Genomic DNA, 19,485 nt, shown 5'->3' with positions numbered 1-19,485 from the left:
GAAAAAACAATCAGTTTCGTTAAGTTTTGTTTAGTTTTGTTTAGTTTCGTTAGACTGAGTCGCATTTTGTTAAGGATCATAAAGTTAGGTAAAAAACTATCGAAAATAATTTTATAGACAAGAAAAGCGCAAACGCCCTGGGAGCCCCGACAAAAGCTACTGACCTCGTTCACAACGTGTGTTACTTCTAGAGTTACTACATGAAGCTTTGCCTCGAGGACCTACTGGACCACAGAGGCAGCATTAAATGAACAAGGTTATTTGACCTCGAGGGGCTGGGCGCTGCTCCTGCGTCACTACGTTTACTCGTCGCAAAACCTGCAATGAAGTAACTTCATTGATGTTTCTGGAGCTAGACAGTTATTACGTTGAAATTTTATACATTCTTATCTTATAAAAAAAGCCGTCTCTATTAAGAGACGACCTTTTAACTCACACGGAATTTACTTTTTGCTCCTGTTCAACTACTTCTCGAAGCGGAGCTTTATAATGTTTGATCGCAAAAAACGTAACAAGTACTAGTGAAACAGTTCCAAATACTAAAACCATATTTCGGAACCCTAACGTATCAAGAAAAAGACCAGTTGCTAATAAAACAACCTGAAACATGACTCGGTCAAGCATACTTCTAAACGAGAAGAAACGACCATGAAATTCCTTTGGAACCTTTGTTTGAAATATGGTAGCGGTAATTGGAAAGAAAAAACCTATAGCTAAACCAAATAATCCAAATGAAGTAAGTGCTAGTAATTTAATATCTGCAAAGTAAAGTGAAAGATGAATGAGCGCTACCACTCCAGTTATGACAAACATTAATATGGTTGGATTGACTTTATCAGCTATTCGCTTCACTAAGAATGCTCCAAGCATAAAGAACGTACCTTCTACAGTGTAAATCAAGCCTTTAATAGTTGGATCTTGCTGTAATTCACTGATAGCTATAACCATTAAGTTAAAACCACCTAAGAATAGCATTGGGATGATAGTCAATATTAATGCTGTCATCGCAATCGGAAGACCTCTTAATACAGGAATCACTTCTTTAAAGCTAACTGCTTTCTTATCTTTCTTCTCAGCAGAGGTAAGCTGCTTATCCTCTTCTACAGATAATAAAAATGTCGTAAGTAGTAAGAAACCATAAGCGACAAATGATGCTAGATATAAAGAATATAAACTTACGAATACAAGCATTACTCCCGCTAATGCTGTACCAATAATTCTAGAGATGGTTGTCATATTCATATGAGCGCCGTTCATTTGTAATAGATCTTTTTCCTCCACAACTATCGGAATTAATGCTTGTAATGCTGGGAAATAAAATGCAGCGGACAATTGGATTGCAATCATAAAACAAATCATCCACCAAACAGAACCAAACTCAATTGCTAAAAACATAAACAAAACGCTTAGCATTCTACCAAAACTTGCGTAAATCATCACTTTCTTTTTACTATAAGAATCTATCATTCTTCCGGCAAGTGGACCAACAGCCACCCCTGCTAACAATCCCGTAAATAAAATCAGTGATTTTAGGAAATCAGAAGGGACATGCTGCTGTAAAAACTCTAGATTTCCTATGATACCAGTCCATAAACCAATACCTGCAATCAATTCACCACATAATAATATCCACACGTTTCTATTTTTCCACATGGTACTTCCCCGCTTTTCAGTCACTGGAATTCATTTCCTTAGTAAACCTAAATATATTTTATATTGAAAATATATTACCACACCTTGAAGAGAAAATATTCAAAAATTTTTACTTAGAGTCTACAAATTTTTTTGATTGTATCCTATAGACCGATGAAGTATTCACACTTTATATGATTATTTTTATATTTGTTGATATGACATCAATTTATGGAGTATATTTATAATAACTACATTTTTGGAGAGTGATGAAATTTTGGACAGTATACCCTATGACTCGATATTTCTATTAGGGGCATTATTAATATTATCAGGTTATTTTTCAGCATCGGAAACGGCGATTACTAGTGCTAATAAGGTGAGGTTGCGAAATTACGCCGAAAGCAATAACGTAAGAGCCACACGTTCGTTAAAGATGACAGAAAACTTTGATCAAAGCTTATCTACTATTCTAATTGGAAATAACATTGTAAACATTGCAATGGCGACGATTGCTACGAAGGTTGCTACAGACATGTATGGCAATAATGGTAGTACGCTATTTATTACAACGTTAGTCATAACGATCTTAGTTTTAATCTTTGGGGAAATTCTCCCTAAATCTTTAGCAAAACAATTTGCTGAAAAGTATTTACTGACTATATCTGCTTCTTTAGGTATCGTCATGAAAATCTTTTACCCTATTACTTGGCTTTTCGTTAAATTAAGAGTTGGTGTAGCAAAAATGATTGGATCAAATAACGAAGAACCAACCGTTACTGACGAAGACGTAAAAGCTATGGTTGAAATTGGTGAAGAGGAAGGGACATTTCTTACTCAAGAAAAAGAATTACTTCATAATGCAATTGAATTTGACGATATCGTTGTAAAAGACATTTTAACACCAAGACCTGATGTCATCGCTGTTGCTGTCGATTCGACGATAGAGGAAATAAAAGATATTTTTATCCAAGAGAAATATTCGAGAATGCCAGTTTATGAGGGCACTATTGATAATATCATTGGTATTATCTCTCACAGAGATTTTTTTGAACAGTATGTAAATCATCAAACATTTGACTTATCAGTCATTTTGCGGAAGCCGTATTTTGTTATTTCGTCTGTTAAAATATCAAATTTATTAAGAGAGTTACAGAAAAGTAAGGTTCATCTAGCTATTGTCCTTGATGAATACGGTGGAACCTCAGGAATTATTTCGATCGAGGACATTATCGAGGAGATTGTCGGTGAGATCTGGGATGAAAATGATGAGAACGAAGTGTTTGTTGAAACGATAAGCGAGAATAAAATTCGTTTAAATGGACGGACACCCATTGAAACATTTTGTGAAGCTCTAAATATTACTGACATTGAAACTACCTCTAATACGTTAGGTGGCTGGGTCTCAGAAACTATAGGATATCTTCCTAAAAAGGGTGAAACAATGGTCTTTGGAAACCTTCAAATTTACATTGAAGATGTTCGCAATCGCCGAATCCAAAAAGTGATCGTCGAAATCACCGAACCAAAGTTTAAACAAGAAAATTTTCAAAGGCTGCGTGGTCAGTGTGAAAATAAAAGAAGAGGGAAGCTGGGTGTTACTCAAAGCTTCCCTCTTTTTTTGCTCTTGTAAGACTATTTTTGTTCCTCAGTCTCAAAGCGTAACAAATCACCATAAATAATCTTGTCAGAAAACTGTAAATCTAATTTCACTTTCTGAAAATACGGCTCACATGATGTGACCTCAACTTCTTCTCCAGTGTTTTTCTGATAGCATTTATCCTTCGTAAAAACAAGACTATCCGTTACAAAGCTTCCATCTCTTAGTAAAACAAATGATTTACGATCTGGTGAGAAAAGATCCGTACCAAATTGGATGTCGTCTCTAGCCTTAATCCCTAACATGTGCAAAATAGTAGGTTTAACATCAATTTGACCAGATACAGTTTGTAAGGTTTGGCTTTCTTCATGTCCGGGAATATGAATATACATCGGGACCCGTTGTAATTGAACATTATCAAAAGGGGTTATTTCTTCTTTGTCTAGAAAGGTACTTAAAGCCTTATTATGCAATTCTGAAATGCCATAATGATCCCCATAGATAATAAAGATTGAATTTCGTATAATCCCTCTGCTTTTAATGCTCAAAAAAGATTTCAAGCGCAAATCCATATAGCGAACGGTCGTTACATATCGATTTAATGTACGGCTATTTGTTTCTAATTCATTGATCAACTGGTCTTCCTCTGAAAGTTCAAAAGGAAAATGATTTGTCAACGTAATCAATTTCGTATAAAACGGTTCTGGCTGTGATTTTAAGTGAGCGATTGATTGCTCAAAAAAGTCAACATCCTTTAATCCCCAACCGATTGAATTTTCTTCATTCACGTCATAAGATTCGATATCGAAAAAATAGTCATATCCAAGTGAATCGTACATTAGATCTCGGTTCCAAAAGCTTTTATTATTTGCGTGCATGACCGAAGTAAAGTACCCTTCACTTTTTAACATTTCTGGAAGAGCATTGTATACATTCCCAGCGTGTGTAAAAAAGACAGCACCACTATCCTTCCCATATAAAGAGTTTGCAACTAAAAACTCAGAATCGGAAGTCTTTCCTTGAGATGTTTGATGATAAAAATTTTCAAAGTAATAGCTATCGTTAATTAAATTGTTCAAGAACGGTGTAATTTCTTCACCATCTACCTTTTTATTAATAACAAAGCTTTGTAAAGATTCTAACGATATTAAAATAATATTTTTGTCCTCAGCAATTCCGAACATATCAGCATCTGGTTTTTTGTAGTTAGACATCGTGTAGTTTTTACCTCTAAAATATCTGAACTACTTGCAAAAACTCGTTGACTTTTTGCTTTGGATTGAATATAAGCATCATATATATGGTAATTTAAGGTTCCGATATTTTAACCAGCATTTCTCGGTCAAAACCACGTGTTAATAATTGTGGGCGCTCGATTTGCGCAATTGCTAAGTTAACTATAAAAATAAGTGACGCTAGTGCAAGAATAATTATTTTTTCACATTGGATCGGCACTAATCTTGGGACCCTATTCTTGACTAATAAAACAATTAATATAAAAATATCAAGCAATAAAAATAGGTCAAAGAAACTTGCAAGCTCAAAGGCACTTCCCTGTAAGTCTTTTGCATTACTCGTTTGAAATAATACTGGCCAGGTTAAGAAGTCAGCAAAAAACCGATAGTATATAAGATTACCATAAAGAACAATAGTCGCAATAAAGCTAAAAATGATGACCATTAAATTCTTTAATTTTTCTCTAAAAAAGATAGACAACCCTAAAATTAAGACTGCAGAACTAAGCGGGTTAATGAATAACAGGAATTCTTGAAGGATGTTATCACTCTGTATTCTGAAGCCCACTTTATAAAGTACGTAAGTTTTTACCCACAGAAAAAGAACAGCAATCCACATAAACCGAAATCGCTCAAATAAAATTTTTAATTTGTTAGAAACCATTTTCATTCCCCTTTCAAAAAAATGATGCAATAGTTACAAAAGGAAGAGGAACCCAAAATATAGGCTCCTCATGTTAGTTGTCATTAAAGTAGCTCTTAAAATATCGAACATCAAAATAAGAATAGTAGTATTATAACTTAAATTGTAAAAAAAATCCATATTTCCACAAAAATAGATCTAACTTACTATATAACAGGTAAAAAACTAATTCAATACTAATTTTATGGGAAATTTCAGTGATTATTTAGAAAAACAGCCCTGAATTACCACATTTACAACGTTACTTTTTTCTTAAATTCCACAACACGATTCCTACCATTTTCCTTTGCTAAGTAAAGTGCTTGATCAGCTTTGTTGATGAGGTCCTGGTAACAAGTTTCCTTGATCGGTATGTCCGTTGCAACACCTAAACTAATAGTTACTACGGTACTAACCGTCGAAGCTTGATGAGGAATTGTAAGCCGTTCGATTGTTTTCCTTAGTCTCTCCGCAACCAATATTGCACCTTCTTCATCAGTCCCTGACAATATGACCGAGAATTCTTCCCCACCATACCTAGCAACAAAATCACTCTGACGATTAATGGTCGACTTTAAAGTCAATGCAACTTGCTTTAAACACTCATCCCCCTGTTGGTGGCCATATCGATCGTTATATAACTTAAAACAGTCAATATCAATCATAATCAGGGAGATGGCCTTTTCTTCTCTGATGGCTTCATTCCAATAGCGAGCAAATGTTGCCTCATAATAGCGACGGTTAGGGATTCCTGTTAGTCCATCAAGATGTGATATCTCCATTAGCATTTCATTGGCTTTTCTTAAATTTAATTCTAACTCTTTCTGTTTTGTAATATCGTGGATAATACCAAGGATCGCCGGAACACCTTGATACTCAATGATTTTAATTCCAACATTCCCAACAACTACCGTTCCATCCTTTTTAATGAACTGCAGTTCGTAAAACTCCGGACTTTCTGAACTCTTTGTAAAAAGCGTAGACATGCTAGTAGCCACTGTACTTTTATCCTGATGATAAATAAAGTCCAGGATTGTTTTTCCAACTATATCTTCTTTTTCCTTCACCCCAATAAAGCTAATTGCTTTATCATTAACGTACTCAATTTTCGATTTACTATGAACAAAAATCACCTCTGGTGATAATTCAATTAAACTTCGATATCGCTTTTCACTTTGGAGTAAGTTTTCTTCTGCTTCTTTTTGCTGAGTAATGTCGTGGGCAATTCCAATGACTCCAACTGTCTGTCCATTTATTACAATTGGATTAACATTTACATTTAAAAAGATCAACTTACCATCTTTACGGACTATTTGGGTTTCGTAGTTTACCGATTCCCCGTTTAACGCTTTATTAAATTGCTCCATCGTGTAATTCGCATAGCCTTCGCTAATAAGCGGGAGAAATCTAGAACCTTCTAATTCTTTCATTGAATATCCTGTAATTTCTGCTGCTCCTTTATTAACATTAATGAAGCGACCCGCCTTGTCTATTGTGTAAGTTAAGCTAGTATTATATTCAAAAAGAGATTTATACTTCTGTTCACTTTCTATTAATTTCCTTTCAATTACCTTTCGTTCGGATATATCAGTTAAAGTACCGGATATTCCGATTACATTGCCATTTTCATCTACTAGTAATCTTGCCATTACCTCGACCCATTTAAACTCTTTTTCTTTCGTATTAAAGCGAACTTCGAGGCGACAATCCTCTTTTTCCTTAGTAAGCATTAAAGTAAGTGTTTTTCTATTGTTTCGTGATCATCAGGATGCACATAGTCTATGTAATTACGCCCTATGGACTGGTTACTACTATATCCAGTCAGTTCTATCCAACCTTGATTTATAAACAACCAACATTTCGCTTTATCCATAATAAAGATTACTTCTTTCACCGACTCGACAACTATTTGATATCTTCCTAGTAATTCCTTGTATTTATGTTCACTTTTTGTTTTTCTATTAAATAGAATCAAAAATAGGACTAATAAAAACAAATAAGAAATGATCATCGCAACAACGACAACATCACTATTCATAGCTTCCACCGCCCTATAAACTATTTTTAATTTCTCTTATCTTTAATTCTAACTATATAGTAATATGTACCTAACTTCAATAAATCCAATTCCAATTATTGTATTTTCCAACACTAAAGGATTGAAGAAGTTCTTAATCCGCAAAATTGTCCCGTTTTTTCCTTCAAGAACTATTAATAAAGCTCAGGTTACTTTAAAATGTTTATTAGGGGGGCATTTTTTATGATTCAATTGAAGTCGAGTTACCTATTAATCTATTTTATTGGTTCCTTGTTTCTTATGGAGGTATTATTTAGATTAGCAACCACAGGTAAGATCTTTTCGTTTACTCTTGCCATCTCACTACTCTTTACCTCTACTTACGCTTTTATATTTTTTTTGATTATTTGTTATTTTAAAAGGAAAATTGTGTATATCTTCGCGACTATGTTCCTATTCTGTTCAGGCTTTATTTTCGCGTCACAACATATTTATTTCAACACATTCAAGACTTTTTATGGTGTGTATTCAGCAGGCAACTCCGGCCAAGCACTCGAATTTTGGAGGGATTTTTGGTTTCTCTTACATAAAAATTCCCTTTGGATTTTTCCCTTTTTTCTTCCTGCCATAATTATGCTTATATTTTTCAGAAGATTTTCCTACAAAAAATTAAAACGACTTTCTATAGTTTGGCTGACGTTAGCCTTAATATTTCTTCATTCACTTGGGATTGGCATTGTACTTGCTGGTGGGAAAGGACAGCATACTGCTTATGATCTTTACTTTAATAGTCGAAATCCAGTGATATCTTCAGAGCGTCTTGGATTATTGACCACCATGAGAATTGACCTGCAAAGACATGTGATGGGGTGGTCACCTAGTTTAGTAGCAGAACAACCTTTTATTCCTGAGCCAGACTTGGTACCAGTGATTGAAGAAAGCAATAAGGATAGCGAGAAATCAAATGAAGAGGATAAACCAATAGTAATTGAGTACAATGAGATGGAAATTGATTTTGAGCAGCTCATTTCAGAAGAAGAAAATGAAGAAATCATCGAAATGCATCATTACTTTGCTAATTCTACGCCTTCCGAAAAAAATGAGTATACTGGAAAATACGAGGGATATAATCTTATCTTAATTACAGCCGAAAGCTTTGCACCATATGCGATTAACGAGGAAGTTACACCAACATTACATAAGCTAAAGAATCAGGGCTATCATTTTACAAACTTCTATACTCCGCTTTGGGAAGTCAGTACAACTGATGGAGAATATGTAGCATTAACAGGATTACTTCCGAAAAGTGGCGTTTGGAGTTTCACAGAATCTGGGTACAACCATTTACCTTTTGTCATGGGAAATCAACTTAAAAATCTTGGTTATAAACGGTCGCATATCACAATCATACATACTCCTATTACAATAGGGATGTTACCCACCCTAATATTGGGTATGAATACAAAGGAATTGGAAACGGACTTAACGTGCGAAAGATATGGCCTGCATCTGACCTAGAGATGATAGAAAATAGCATCCTAGAATATCTAGACAATGAACCTTTTCATGCCTATTACATGACAGTTAGTGGTCATATGCAGTACACGTTTGATGGTAACAACATGGCACGAAAAAATCAGCAGATGGTTGATGAATTACCATACTCACTCGAGGCTAAAGCCTACTTAGCCACTCAGGTTGAGTTAGATAAGGCACTTGAGTATTTATTAAAAAAACTTGAAGAAGCTCACCTTGCAGATAAGACACTTATTGCCATTAGTTCTGACCATTATCCTTATGGGCTTGAGGAAAAAACAATTGAGGAGCTGTCTGGTCAAGTTATTGAAAATCAGTTTGACCTATATAAAAATGACTTTATTATCTACACAAAAGGAATGGAAGCTACGAAAATAGATAAATTGGGTTCTAGCCTAGATATTATCCCGACGCTCTCAAACTTACTAGGACTTGAATACGATTCGAGACTTTTGATCGGAAGAGACCTTTTTTCTAACTCTGAACCTATCGTTCCATTTCTTGATCGAAGTTTTATTACTAACAAAGGCATATATAATGGATTAACCGAGGAATTTGTCCCAAGTAACGGCGGCCAGATTGATGAGGAGTATATCAATCTGATGTCTTCGATTATAAACAGTAAATTTTACTACTCGGCCAAAATTCTTGATACTGACTATTACAAAATAGTATTTAATAAGGACTAATCATGTAACTCTCGAAATGCAGTACCTTAAAAACCGATATTCGCAGCCTTTTTAAGCTGTGAATATCGTTTCTTTTACTGATCAATTTATTTTTCTTCTCCATTTCAAAAAAAAGAACGTCAAAACAAAATAGATCAGTACAACTATGCCAAGTGTGAGCATTCGCTCTTGGAAAGAGCCATCTGCTAATAAGACAGGACCTATGCCAAAAAATGTGACACCTGCATATAAGACTGTAAACAATAGATATTTTAAATACTTCATGCAAATCCCCCTTAAGTTAAATGGTCTTCTATTGATTATTGTTATCTAGAAGACCTTTTGGTATCTTATCATATGGCGGAAGCATTCGTATTGTCTATACTTTTTCTACACAGTCTGTTTTCAAAAGGCTCTTTTCCAATAGATTGTTGCTATTAGCTTTTAGGTCGTAACCAAGCAAATGCTTGGTTCTTTACGCTTTGCGTGAAGCTTTTGAGAATAAATAAGCCATTGGTACAAATAAATTTGTCCCAAAAAGCTTATTTATTCTCAAAAGACGACCTAAAAGCAACAAAGTTTACAAATCAGCCTTTCAAAAAACATTAGTCTAATAATTTTAATTTTAATTTCCAAGGTTTTCTATTAGCTCCATTAATTGAAAGACATATACTCATATCTAGTTTGTTGATTCATTATACGTATGTGTTATCTAAGGACCCATTATTTTGGACGAACAAAAAAGGAATAAATTTTATATCTACCCCTCTGTTTTATATAGTTCTAGTACTTATCATCGAGATTACAGCAGTTAGAGCAAAAGCTAAAAGGTCTTGAAGTGAAGGAACAGAGAGATGCGGAGTACTTAATGTATATTTTGGAAGATGAGATTGATTGAATTGATCAAAGATAAAAACGCTCGCAGCAACGGAGCTTCGAACGTTTTTCTTTCCTTATTATGTCTTCTTACTCAAGAGCCTTGACCTACCGCGACAATTACTTTGCCCCAATCCATATAGACCACCTTCGTCTACCTTGCTTTTGGAAGAGGTACTTACCTTCACGTAGCACTAAATCCTTTGTAAATAGTTTCATATAAACGAAATATCAGATTGAATATTACCCTTTCCCTCATTTTTCCCCTTCTACTATATACGTACAAAAGGTTTTGTAAAAGGGAGATGTTGGAGTTACTTTAGTTCAATTTCAATTTCCAAGTCTGGAAATACTTGGTACGTAGCATCATACATAAACAGCTCTATTGAATTTTTTCCTGGAACCTTAGGGTACGTTACCGCTACTTTTGTCCCTTGACGATTATAAGAGATAGCCCCATATTCCACCTTAGTATCTCGATCAATGATGACCGGAAAGACGGGTAGTGTCGCGTCCATTTCATAATAGACAATTGTTTGTTCTTTGTCCGACTCGATCTCGACGATTTTAATCGGTGAAGCCATTTCTAGTACTGCTCCCTTTTTAAATGGGGCTCCTATTTCATCCCAAATGTAGCCCGTTGAATGATCAGAACGGAATTCCTGACCTTTGTACGTCACGAAGTAAGGGACAATTTTATATGAATTAGAAGCTATCCCTCTTTGAACCTTAACCATCTCACGTAATTTATTTGGGAAATGATTAAAACCATACCCATCTTCAGTATTACTACTACGACTGAAATCAGCCAAAACATAGTCGCCATTATCAGCAACCGCTACAATAGAGATCCTCTGGGCACGAAAGCCATCACTCACTTCATCTACTAGCAGCTTCGTTGTTGTTGATAGCTGCATCATCGAAGGTGTTTGAATAATATTATCGACAGAAAATAATTGTCCATTATGATCTTCCTTGATTGCATAGTTAGTAACTTCATAGAGCTCCATTTCCTTCTTTAAATCAAAGCTGAAGGACCAGTCTCCTTGGACCTGATTGATCTGATGAAATTGCAGTTTCAGTTCAGGATGATCAGGGAAGCTTTTGGTTGGCTCAAAATAGAAGATATCACTTTGAGGCATGGAACTACTGCCCGACCTCGAACTGACATGATGGACAGAACTACCATCAAAAAATAACTCAAACAACACATTCTCAAGATCCTGTTCCATTTCAATGTGATAGGAAATTGCTAGCTGATTATTATCAAGGTAGCCTTCTTCAAGGGTAACCTTGATTTCCTGATCGAAGACTTCTAATGATAGATCAGTGACCCTTCCTTCCTCGACCATTCGTTTCAGGCCAGCATCGCCTAGTTTGTAAAAAATAGACTCACTAGCTTGGTTAGTTGCAGATCCTAGTAAAAACATGCTAATTAATAATGAACCTATTGCTAACAGAAAAATTGAGGCAACTCCTGCTAGATAGTTTTGTCTTTTTGAAGCGGCAGACCACTCCTTGTTTTTCGCGATTTTTAAGGCAGCATTTACAGTAGCATCAAGCTTGTCAGTGGGTACAGTTACTTCCTCGACCATCCTTTTAATATCTCGTTGAAAGTTCCCCATAGGTTTCTCCCCCTTTACCTAGTTTTTCCTTCACTTGATTGAGTGTCCTGTGTAATTTTGACTTTATCGTTCCCTCGGGCTTCTCAAGTATCTCGGCAATTTCTGAGATTGAATAGCCGTAATAAAAGCGTAATAACAACAAGGTCTTCTGTTCTGGCTTCATTTTGTCAAAGACAGTCGCTACATCGAGCTCCATCACAGATTTGTTTTCCTGATTAATGCCGGGGTCAAACCAGTCCGTTTCAAGGACAATCACATCCTTTGATTTCCGGATAAAATCAATCGCTGAATTAATGACGATCCGCGTCATCCATGTCATAAATAATTGAGAATCTTTCAATTTATGAAATGATTCATAGCCTTTGATGATTGCCTCCTGAACAATATCAAGAGCATCTTGTTCATTTTTCACGTATGAATAAGCAACTTTATAAAGCTTTCCTTGTTCTTGTTTAATTAACTCTTCAAATGTGGATGCTTTTGAGCCTTTAAAAAACGAGTTGATGATAGACACACTAATCCCTCCTCTCGTATATTAAAAATTTCACTATAAATATTGTAGTGCCTGTTGATCCTACCTATTAGACTGAAAAACATTTTGTTTCGTTCCAAAAACTTCTTATGTTATTTTCAATTTTTCTACTTCTGGTTTATTAGTAGAGTGAAGGCGGTAGTAACGTACTAGGTCAAAACATTAGTTAAACTTTAAATCACTATGTATTTCAAAAGTAAAAAAAGGCTTGGAGAAATTTAATTCTCTAAGCCTTTTTTATTTCTAATCGCTTACCACTATCTTAATTTTAACTCACTTTTCCATTTCTATAAATACCTTCTATGAACCTTTTTCCCATCATAGGTAAAAACAATTGGTTTATCTGAAACCTGCGTTTCCATATGAACCGGTCTTCCCCATAGTTGCTGAATATAGGGTAATACTTTTTCTAAATACTTTACAACTAGCTCAATACCTTCATAATAATGTGTTAAATATAACTCTCCATTTTTAAGATAGTCACCATCCGTTACTGAGATAAAAGGAAAGTCGCCATTGATTGACTCGCATTTTTACCAATTGGTCCCTAACTGCTTGCCACTCTTTATCAACGATCTTATAGTCTCGCCCTTGCTTTTGGAAGAGGTACATATCTTCACGTAAGACAAGATCCTTCGTTAAATAGTTTCGTAGAAATGAAATATCCGATTCAATTTCTCGTACTGCGAACATTTTCTCGCGACCACTGTTCGGTTGTACGCCACGCTTTTTCATTTCATCAGTTGGATTGTTGTAACGTTCCTCAATATCCTCAAAGATTTTTAACCATAAGTAGTACGGATTAATCGATGTTTTTGATGGTTGCACAACACCAGCATTGAGTTTAGCAAACTCAATCGCATCGTCAGAAGTGAGATCCATCTCGCGTAAGATGCGCTGATGCCAATAGTTGCCCAACCTTGTTTCTCCTAAGGATGTTATAATTAATAGTTTATTAAATTGCAAATTTAAAAAGTAAATAAAAATCTTCAATTTGTTGAAATAAGATTGTTGTGACGGACATCTTTTTATTTAGACAAAGTTCAACAGTATAAGCTAAAAAAAGTATTATTTATGCTATAATTCTTACTAGATTAAATAATTTAGGGGAAAAATGGCTTTTCTACCATAATGAATTTACTGTGGCCATTAATGATAAAAATCATGAATGTTTTAACTTTGGTATTTATAGTATTATCACAAATTATGTTAGTTTTCTTTTTTATTACATCATTAGTAGCATTTAAAGATACTTCTCTTTATATCATCGGAATCCCTATTCAACTCATTCTAGTTATCGCATTAAACATACTATCTCTATTCATACTCATTAAGATTTTTAAACAAGAAGAAAGGCGAAAGGTGAATGAGGCAGAATCTACTCACGTGGAGGAATTTCAATCTTTAGTTACATCAGTTCGATCTGATCGTCATGATCTTAACAATCATTTAACGGTAATCTCGGGTTTAATAAAAATAAATAGCTATGATGCGGCTAATAGCTACATTCAAAAAATGATTGGCGAAATTCGAATTAATAATAAAGTATTAACCCTTAAAAATCCTATTCTTGCTTCTATACTATATTCAAAAATGGACAAGTATCATAGAGAAGAAGTTCCATTTCATGTAAAGATAGAAAAAGAGAACAACATTGAAATATTATCTTCTACCGACCTTATTCGTTTGATTAGTAACTTATTAGATAATGCCTATGAGGCTACTCGTGAACTACCTAGTAACGAACAAGAGATTCATCTAGAAATTTTAGATTTTAATGAAACATTTAAAATAATCGCCAAGAATACAGCTGTACAGAAGAAAATAAATGAAGACTATTTTATCAATGGTTATTCAACTAAATCACAGGACGGTAATAGAGGCTATGGATTAGCAATTATTCGAAAAATCACAGAGAAATATAACGGAACATTAGAAATCCACACTAACGATCATTTAGTATGTTTCGAAATTAGTTTTCCCAAGGGATTGTAAATATGACTAATTACGTTAGTACCAAGATAGCCGAAGCGTTAGGTGAATATGTTGAAAGAAAAACAGAAGTTGATTACATTCGTTATGGCATTGAAATTATGTTTAATGGTCTTATAAAACTACTGGTATTACTCGGTGCATCGTATTTACTTGGACTTTTCCACCCCATGCTTTGGATATTCTCTACTTTTGTAGTTTTCCGCGGTTTAACAGGGGGACATCATTATTCAACATTTCTTCGTTGCCTTGTTGTTGGACTAACTATGATGCTTGGTATCTCTTACCTGACAGTGAGAATTAAAGATATATTTGATTTTAATTTCCTTATAGCTTTATTATTTATTGCATTAACTTTTGGTTTAATTTTAGTTTATAAGTTTGCTCCCTCTAATCATTTTTATAAAAAGTGTAATGACTACCAGAAAAACAAGTTGCGAAAATATTCTTTATATGCAGTATCTTTATGGGGGTTATTAATGTATTTCTTAATTACTAACTCCTACTCAACAGAACTTGTTTTAGCTTCAATTTTTGGCTTTTTATTTCAAATAGGAAGTATACATCCTTATTCTTACCTATTTGTGAATAAAATTGAAAAAATGATTGAAAGGGGGTAAATGAGATTGAAAAAGTATGTAAAAGCAGTTGTTGGTTGTATAGTTACTGTTATTGTATTTATTGCTAAGGCCGATATAAGTTCTGCATCAAGCCTTACCCTTTATCAACCTAAACTACCTAAAGAAAATGAATAAAAATATTTATTGTTGCTTACCAAAGGGTTGTTGTTTTTAATACAACCATTTATTCTATTCTATAAATCTTCCCAACCCGAGAAAAAAATGTCGTTTTTTAAAGAATCATGTAGTATAATTTTTCTACATCTAGTTAAATACAGCAGAAAGGAAGAACATATGGCTTGGTTTAGTTATTTTTTATTATCAGTTCCAGAAGCTTTTTTATTACTGACAGTTCCATTTGCACTTTTAGGCATTTCAATTAAGAAAAATTTAAAATCTATGATTATTTTTGCTTTTGTGTATGGAGGTGCAGCATTTAGTTTAAGTATTTTCCTTCAGACTTCGTTAAAACCTTTTATTACTATAACCATTTTTTCATTGTTAGTTGCTTTCTTTTTTCGTTTTAAAATACTTCATGGTTTTATAATCGGATTGATATCGTTTGTTATCTTAAGTATATTCGAAATGACTATTATCTTACTTTATATAGATGTCTTTTCAATTACTTATGAACAAATTTTTGAAAGTCCGTGGTTACGCATTATACTCGGGATCTTTGCCGTACAACTGCCATTATTACTTACTACATTAATTTTATTGAAGTTTAAAGTTAGATTACCTTTACTAAGATAAAAGATCGAATTGGTATCGACCCCCGAAAGTTAGAGTAGAGACTCTAACTTTCGGGGGTGTTTTTATAGAAAAAAGACTGTCCACATTAGACAGTCTTTTTCTCTTACAAATACCTTCTATGAACCTTTTTCCCATCATAGGTAAACACAATTGGTTTATCTGAAACCTGAGTCTCCATATGAACCGGTCTTCCCCATAGTTGCTGAATATAGGGCAATACTTTTCTAAATACTTTACATCAAGCTCAATACCTTCATAATAATGTGTTAAATATAACTCTCCATTTTTAAGATAGTCACCATCCGTTACTGAGATAAAAGGAAAGCCACCATTGACTCGCATATTTACTAATTGGTCCCGAACTGCTTGCCACTCTTTGTCAACGATCTTATAGTCCCGCCCTTGCTTTTGAAAGAGGTACATATCTTCACGTAAGACTAGATCCTTAGTTAAATAGTTTCGTAGAAATGATATATCCGATTCTATTTCTCGAACCTCGAACATTTTCTCGCGGCCACTGTTCGGTTGTACACCACGCTTTTTCATTTCATCAGTTGGATTGTTGTAACGTTCCTCAATATCCTCAAAGATTTTTAACCCTAAGTAGTACGGATTAATCGATGTTTTTGATGGTTGCACAACACCAGCATTGAGCTTAGCAAATTCAATCGCTTCGTCAGAAGTGAGATCCATCTCGCGTAAGATACGCTGATGCCAATACGAAGCCCAGCCTTCGTTCATGATTTTGGTTTCAAGTTGCGGCCAGAAGTAAAGCATCTCTTCACGCATCATTGTTAATATATCTCGTTGCCAAGGTTCCAACTCACGGCTATACTCTTCGATAAATAAAAGGATGTCTTTTTCAGGTTGTGGTGGAAAGTGTTTTTTCTTTTTTCTCGGTTTAGGAGATTCATCCTTTTTTTCTAAATTCCAAAGATCGTCATAAGGGGAGTTCTTTCTAGTTTCAACATCTTCTTCCTCTAGATCTGCTAGCGTCCAAGCTAATTTTGGTCGTACGAGACTTGGATCGATGTGTTCTTGAATTGAAAGAACTGCATCTAAAAACGTTTCTACTTCCTCTTTGCCATGTACCATCTCATAATGTGCGACTCGTTCTGCGGTTGCTGTCATACTTTCTACCATATCTCTTCTTGTATTTGAAAAGCGTACATTATTTTTGAAGAAATCACAGTGAGCCAATACGTGAGCAATGATGAGCTTATTTTGTATTAAAGTATTTGTATCTAATAAAAAAGCATAGCAAGGGTTTGAATTAATAACCAATTCATAAATTTTACTTAATCCAAGATCATATTGTAGCTTCATACGATGAAATTGTTTCCCGAAACTCCAGTGAGAGAAACGGGTTGGCATGCCATAAGCACCAAACGTATAAATAATATCTGCTGGACAAATTTCATAGCGCATAGGGTAAAAGTCTAATCCAAACCCTTCAGCTATTTCAGTAATCTCGTCTATAGCTTTAACTAACTCACGATCATTTGTCATCGGTATCCCTCCTCAGATGTCCTTATCTCAATCTATGATTGAAAAGGGCGTTTCATGAGAAAGTAACAAAATTTGAATTTATGATCTATACTTAAAAGAAAATAAAGGATATTTAACAATAGCTAAATTGTTAAAAAGAAAATATTGCTTCTCCAAGCGGAAAAGAGTGGTGGAATCGTACAGAAGGCAGTAAAAAAACAAGACCAACTTCAATCAAGTCCTCATCTACTGAGTGGATTATTAAATATCCCGTTTGTGGGGGTGGCATAAGCGTAAGTCCGCCAGGTTCAAAAATGAAACCCTACAAAGTTTACCGCTGGTCCAAATAAAATCCAGGGAACACCTGTCGGAACACAATACAAAGTAGAACACATACACGAATTATTTAAAGAGGGATTGCAGGATCTGTTAGAACACATTCCTATAGAAGTAATTAAAATTGAAGCAGCTGCCGAACAAAATAACACCGCTGCCTCCCAAGAAAAAATTTACACCGCCAAAAGACGCTACGATCGAAAAGTTGGAGCCTATACCGCTGGGTTAATTTCAATTGAGGATTTACAGGTAGAGAAAGACCGATTAGATACGCTAGAAGAAGCATTGATAGTAAAAGAACTGAAAAAAACCGATTACGAAAGTATTGAAGCAGAATTAAAACAAATCATTGGATCAATCCTCGAAGCCTTTGAAACATTACCACCAGAAACTGTTAAAGTATTCAGCTTTTTGAGAAAATTGCTCCTGTAAATGATGATAAGTTGGTGTTTGTGTTTAGGCCGTTGGTTAACTAGGAATTACTGAGGATATTTCTGAGTGGAAAATAACGGTATAGTTTTTGTTGTATTAACAATGAAAGCACTGTCGCATAAAAAATATTAATGCCTCATGTATGAATTATGAAGGCATTGAAAAAAGGCTAAGTAATATTGCAACCCATTTAGAAATGATATCATATAAAGAATGACCTTAGATTGTGCATTAAATATTCAATTGAGAAAGCCCTTCTTTTTGAATTCTGCAAAGAGACCGCGATTACATTCTTCGTGCGCAATCTAAAATTTTGAGTGAAGTGCATACACCAAAACACAAAGAAGCACATTGTGCAACTTAAACCTGCCTAATGTGCTTTTTTCGCGCAAAACTTCCGATTGTCTCTTTCAAGAACCGTCCCCTTATTTCCAAAAAAAATCGCTACCCTTCAATCTCCTCAATGGTTGGTATTGCAGAGATTGCACCTACTTTCGTGCATACTAAGGCGCCTACAATATTACTAAAGAAAATGATTTTTTTTAGAACTTCAAATTCTTCTATAACCTCCTTAGGATTCTCTTCTTTAGCCAATTGGAAAAGAGTAGCGCCTACAAATGCATCTCCAGCACCTGTTGAATCGACCGAAACAACTGAAATACTAGGCACTATTTCTGAATACATTCCATTTGAAATCATTGTTCCTTCTTTTCCTAAGGTGACTGCTACTACTTTTGCTCCTAGTTGATGAAGGACTAGAATACCTTTCTCCAATTCACTTTCACCTGTGATGATTTTAAGTTCTTCATCACTAACCTTAACAAAGTCCGCTAGAGCGACACCTTGCTTAACTAAATCACAAAAAATCGTTTCATTACTACTCCAAAGGGCTGAACGATAATTAGGGTCAAATGAAATAAATTTTCCTTCCGTTTTTGCTGATTTCATCGTGTTTAAATATAGAGATTGAAAGGGATCAGATAATAGCGCAGTAGCTGAACCGAAATGTAATATGCTAGCTTCTTTTAATTTATCTTTATCGAGGTCACCCTCTGATAAAAAGGCATCAGCACCTCTATTAAAGACAAAATCCCTTTCCCCATTTTTTTGTAAGGATACAAAAGCCATAGTCGTTGGTTTCTTATCATCTAATACAACCATCGATGTATCAACGTTCGCTTCATCTAAAGTACGTTTTAAAAAATGGCCAAAAGGATCATTTCCAACTTTTCCACTAAATAAAGCAGTTCCCCCTAACTTGACAATTGTTGCACATACATTCGCTGGTGCTCCACCTGCCTGCTTTTGAAAATTCTTTCCCTCCACTAAATCAATATCCACATCTGTACAGAAAAAATCGATTAACAATTCTCCAATACAGATAACTGAACGATTTTTCAAGTTTACTCTCCACCTTTCTTACCTTAAGAAGAAAGCTCTAACCAATACATTGATTAGAGC

At 34.7% G+C, this 19,485-nt stretch carries 14 protein-coding genes and 4 pseudogenes; 8 read left to right on the top strand and 10 right to left on the bottom strand.

Features of this window, described 5'->3' with window-relative positions:
• Positions 1-432: 432 nt before the first annotated feature.
• Entirely contained in the window at positions 433-1,653 is a 1,221-nt protein-coding gene (locus H1D32_RS18220; RefSeq protein ID WP_261179672.1) for an MFS transporter, read from the bottom strand.
• A gap of 256 nt (positions 1,654-1,909) precedes the next feature.
• Between H1D32_RS18220 and H1D32_RS18215 the strand changes: the two genes are divergently transcribed.
• Positions 1,910-3,265 carry a hemolysin family protein gene (locus tag H1D32_RS18215; protein WP_261179671.1) on the top strand — a complete coding sequence of 452 codons (1,356 nt, stop codon included), beginning with the start codon at positions 1,910-1,912 and terminating at the stop codon, positions 3,263-3,265.
• Between the two features lie 2 nt (positions 3,266-3,267).
• On the opposite strand, the pseudogene H1D32_RS18210 reads toward H1D32_RS18215, so the two are convergent.
• The 3 genes and pseudogenes from H1D32_RS18210 to H1D32_RS18200 all read right to left on the bottom strand — a co-directional run.
• Positions 3,268-5,131, bottom strand: a pseudogene (locus tag H1D32_RS18210) (LTA synthase family protein).
• A 272-nt stretch (positions 5,132-5,403) separates the two neighbouring features.
• The gene (locus H1D32_RS18205) at positions 5,404-6,702 is read right to left on the bottom strand and encodes a sensor domain-containing diguanylate cyclase (RefSeq protein WP_261180002.1); all 1,299 of its coding nucleotides are present in this window, start codon (positions 6,700-6,702) and stop codon (positions 5,404-5,406) included.
• Between the two features lie 36 nt (positions 6,703-6,738).
• Positions 6,739-7,160, bottom strand: a pseudogene (locus H1D32_RS18200) (PAS domain-containing protein); the annotation flags it as partial.
• 639 nt (positions 7,161-7,799) lie between these two features.
• On the opposite strand from H1D32_RS18200, the gene H1D32_RS18195 reads away from it, so the two are divergent.
• Positions 7,800-8,684, top strand: a complete 885-nt coding sequence (locus tag H1D32_RS18195; RefSeq protein WP_261179670.1) for a hypothetical protein — start codon at positions 7,800-7,802, stop codon at positions 8,682-8,684.
• Positions 8,654-9,391: an LTA synthase family protein gene (locus H1D32_RS18190; protein ID WP_261179669.1), complete on the top strand. Its 738-nt coding sequence runs from the start codon at positions 8,654-8,656 to the stop codon at positions 9,389-9,391. Before H1D32_RS18195 ends, H1D32_RS18190 begins: the two co-directional genes overlap by 31 nt.
• 81 nt (positions 9,392-9,472) lie before the next feature.
• Here H1D32_RS18190 and H1D32_RS18185 read toward each other — a convergent pair whose 3' ends face one another.
• The 4 genes and pseudogenes from H1D32_RS18185 to H1D32_RS18170 form a co-directional block, all read right to left on the bottom strand.
• Positions 9,473-9,655 carry a DUF6954 family protein gene (locus H1D32_RS18185; RefSeq protein WP_261179668.1) on the bottom strand — a complete coding sequence of 61 codons (183 nt, stop codon included), beginning with the start codon at positions 9,653-9,655 and terminating at the stop codon, positions 9,473-9,475.
• A 905-nt stretch (positions 9,656-10,560) separates the two neighbouring features.
• Entirely contained in the window at positions 10,561-11,871 is a 1,311-nt protein-coding gene (locus tag H1D32_RS18180; RefSeq protein ID WP_261179667.1) for a DUF4179 domain-containing protein, read from the bottom strand.
• Positions 11,846-12,385, bottom strand: coding sequence for a sigma-70 family RNA polymerase sigma factor (locus H1D32_RS18175; protein WP_261179666.1), 540 nt, complete (start codon positions 12,383-12,385; stop codon positions 11,846-11,848). The genes H1D32_RS18180 and H1D32_RS18175 overlap by 26 nt, the downstream gene beginning before the upstream one ends.
• A 305-nt stretch (positions 12,386-12,690) precedes the next feature.
• Positions 12,691-13,315, bottom strand: a pseudogene (locus tag H1D32_RS18170) (SpoVR family protein); the annotation flags it as partial.
• A gap of 240 nt (positions 13,316-13,555) precedes the next feature.
• Here H1D32_RS18170 and H1D32_RS18165 point away from each other — a divergent pair.
• The 4 genes from H1D32_RS18165 to H1D32_RS18150 all read left to right on the top strand — a co-directional run bounded on the left by H1D32_RS18165 (position 13,556) and on the right by H1D32_RS18150 (position 15,768).
• On the top strand, positions 13,556-14,398 hold the full coding sequence (locus H1D32_RS18165; protein ID WP_261179665.1) for a sensor histidine kinase: 843 nt from the start codon (positions 13,556-13,558) through the stop codon (positions 14,396-14,398).
• A gap of 2 nt (positions 14,399-14,400) precedes the next feature.
• Positions 14,401-15,015 (top strand): accessory gene regulator B family protein, encoded by a 615-nt coding sequence (locus H1D32_RS18160; RefSeq protein ID WP_261179664.1) that lies wholly within the window; start codon positions 14,401-14,403, stop codon positions 15,013-15,015.
• A complete protein-coding gene (locus H1D32_RS18155; RefSeq protein WP_261179663.1) occupies positions 15,016-15,150 on the top strand; it encodes a cyclic lactone autoinducer peptide in 135 nt (44 codons plus the stop codon). It begins immediately after the preceding gene.
• Positions 15,151-15,309: 159 nt separating this feature from the next.
• Entirely contained in the window at positions 15,310-15,768 is a 459-nt protein-coding gene (locus H1D32_RS18150; protein WP_261179662.1) for a hypothetical protein, read from the top strand.
• Between the two features lie 103 nt (positions 15,769-15,871).
• Here the strand turns inward: H1D32_RS18150 and H1D32_RS18145 are convergent.
• A pseudogene (locus tag H1D32_RS18145) lies at positions 15,872-17,277 on the bottom strand (SpoVR family protein).
• A gap of 396 nt (positions 17,278-17,673) precedes the next feature.
• On the opposite strand from H1D32_RS18145, the gene H1D32_RS18140 reads away from it, so the two are divergent.
• Complete coding sequence (locus H1D32_RS18140; protein WP_261179661.1) at positions 17,674-18,024, top strand: hypothetical protein; 351 nt, start codon at positions 17,674-17,676, stop codon at positions 18,022-18,024.
• Between the two features lie 444 nt (positions 18,025-18,468).
• Here the strand turns inward: H1D32_RS18140 and H1D32_RS18135 are convergent, their stop codons facing one another.
• On the bottom strand, positions 18,469-19,425 hold the full coding sequence (locus H1D32_RS18135) for a carbohydrate kinase family protein (protein WP_261179660.1): 957 nt from the start codon (positions 19,423-19,425) through the stop codon (positions 18,469-18,471).
• Positions 19,426-19,485 lie beyond the last annotated feature (60 nt).

This window comes from Anaerobacillus sp. CMMVII, assembly GCF_025377685.1.
In the GTDB taxonomy this organism is placed as follows: domain Bacteria; phylum Bacillota; class Bacilli; order Bacillales; family Anaerobacillaceae; genus Anaerobacillus.
This window is presented reverse-complemented; position numbering and strand designations above follow the sequence as displayed.

What these genes read in the sequence shown, in the direction of transcription:
- H1D32_RS18160 (WP_261179664.1), top strand. Translation starts at nt 14,401, where the DNA reads ATGACTAATTACGTTAGTACCAAGATAGCCGAAGCGTTAGGTGAATAT.
- H1D32_RS18220 (WP_261179672.1), bottom strand. Translation starts at nt 1,653, where the DNA reads ATGTGGAAAAATAGAAACGTGTGGATATTATTATGTGGTGAATTGATT.
- H1D32_RS18185 (WP_261179668.1), bottom strand. Translation starts at nt 9,655, where the DNA reads ATGAAGTATTTAAAATATCTATTGTTTACAGTCTTATATGCAGGTGTC.
- H1D32_RS18150 (WP_261179662.1), top strand. Translation starts at nt 15,310, where the DNA reads ATGGCTTGGTTTAGTTATTTTTTATTATCAGTTCCAGAAGCTTTTTTA.
- H1D32_RS18165 (WP_261179665.1), top strand. Translation starts at nt 13,556, where the DNA reads ATGATAAAAATCATGAATGTTTTAACTTTGGTATTTATAGTATTATCA.
- H1D32_RS18180 (WP_261179667.1), bottom strand. Translation starts at nt 11,871, where the DNA reads ATGGGGAACTTTCAACGAGATATTAAAAGGATGGTCGAGGAAGTAACT.
- H1D32_RS18155 (WP_261179663.1), top strand. Translation starts at nt 15,016, where the DNA reads ATGAGATTGAAAAAGTATGTAAAAGCAGTTGTTGGTTGTATAGTTACT.
- H1D32_RS18195 (WP_261179670.1), top strand. Translation starts at nt 7,800, where the DNA reads ATGCTTATATTTTTCAGAAGATTTTCCTACAAAAAATTAAAACGACTT.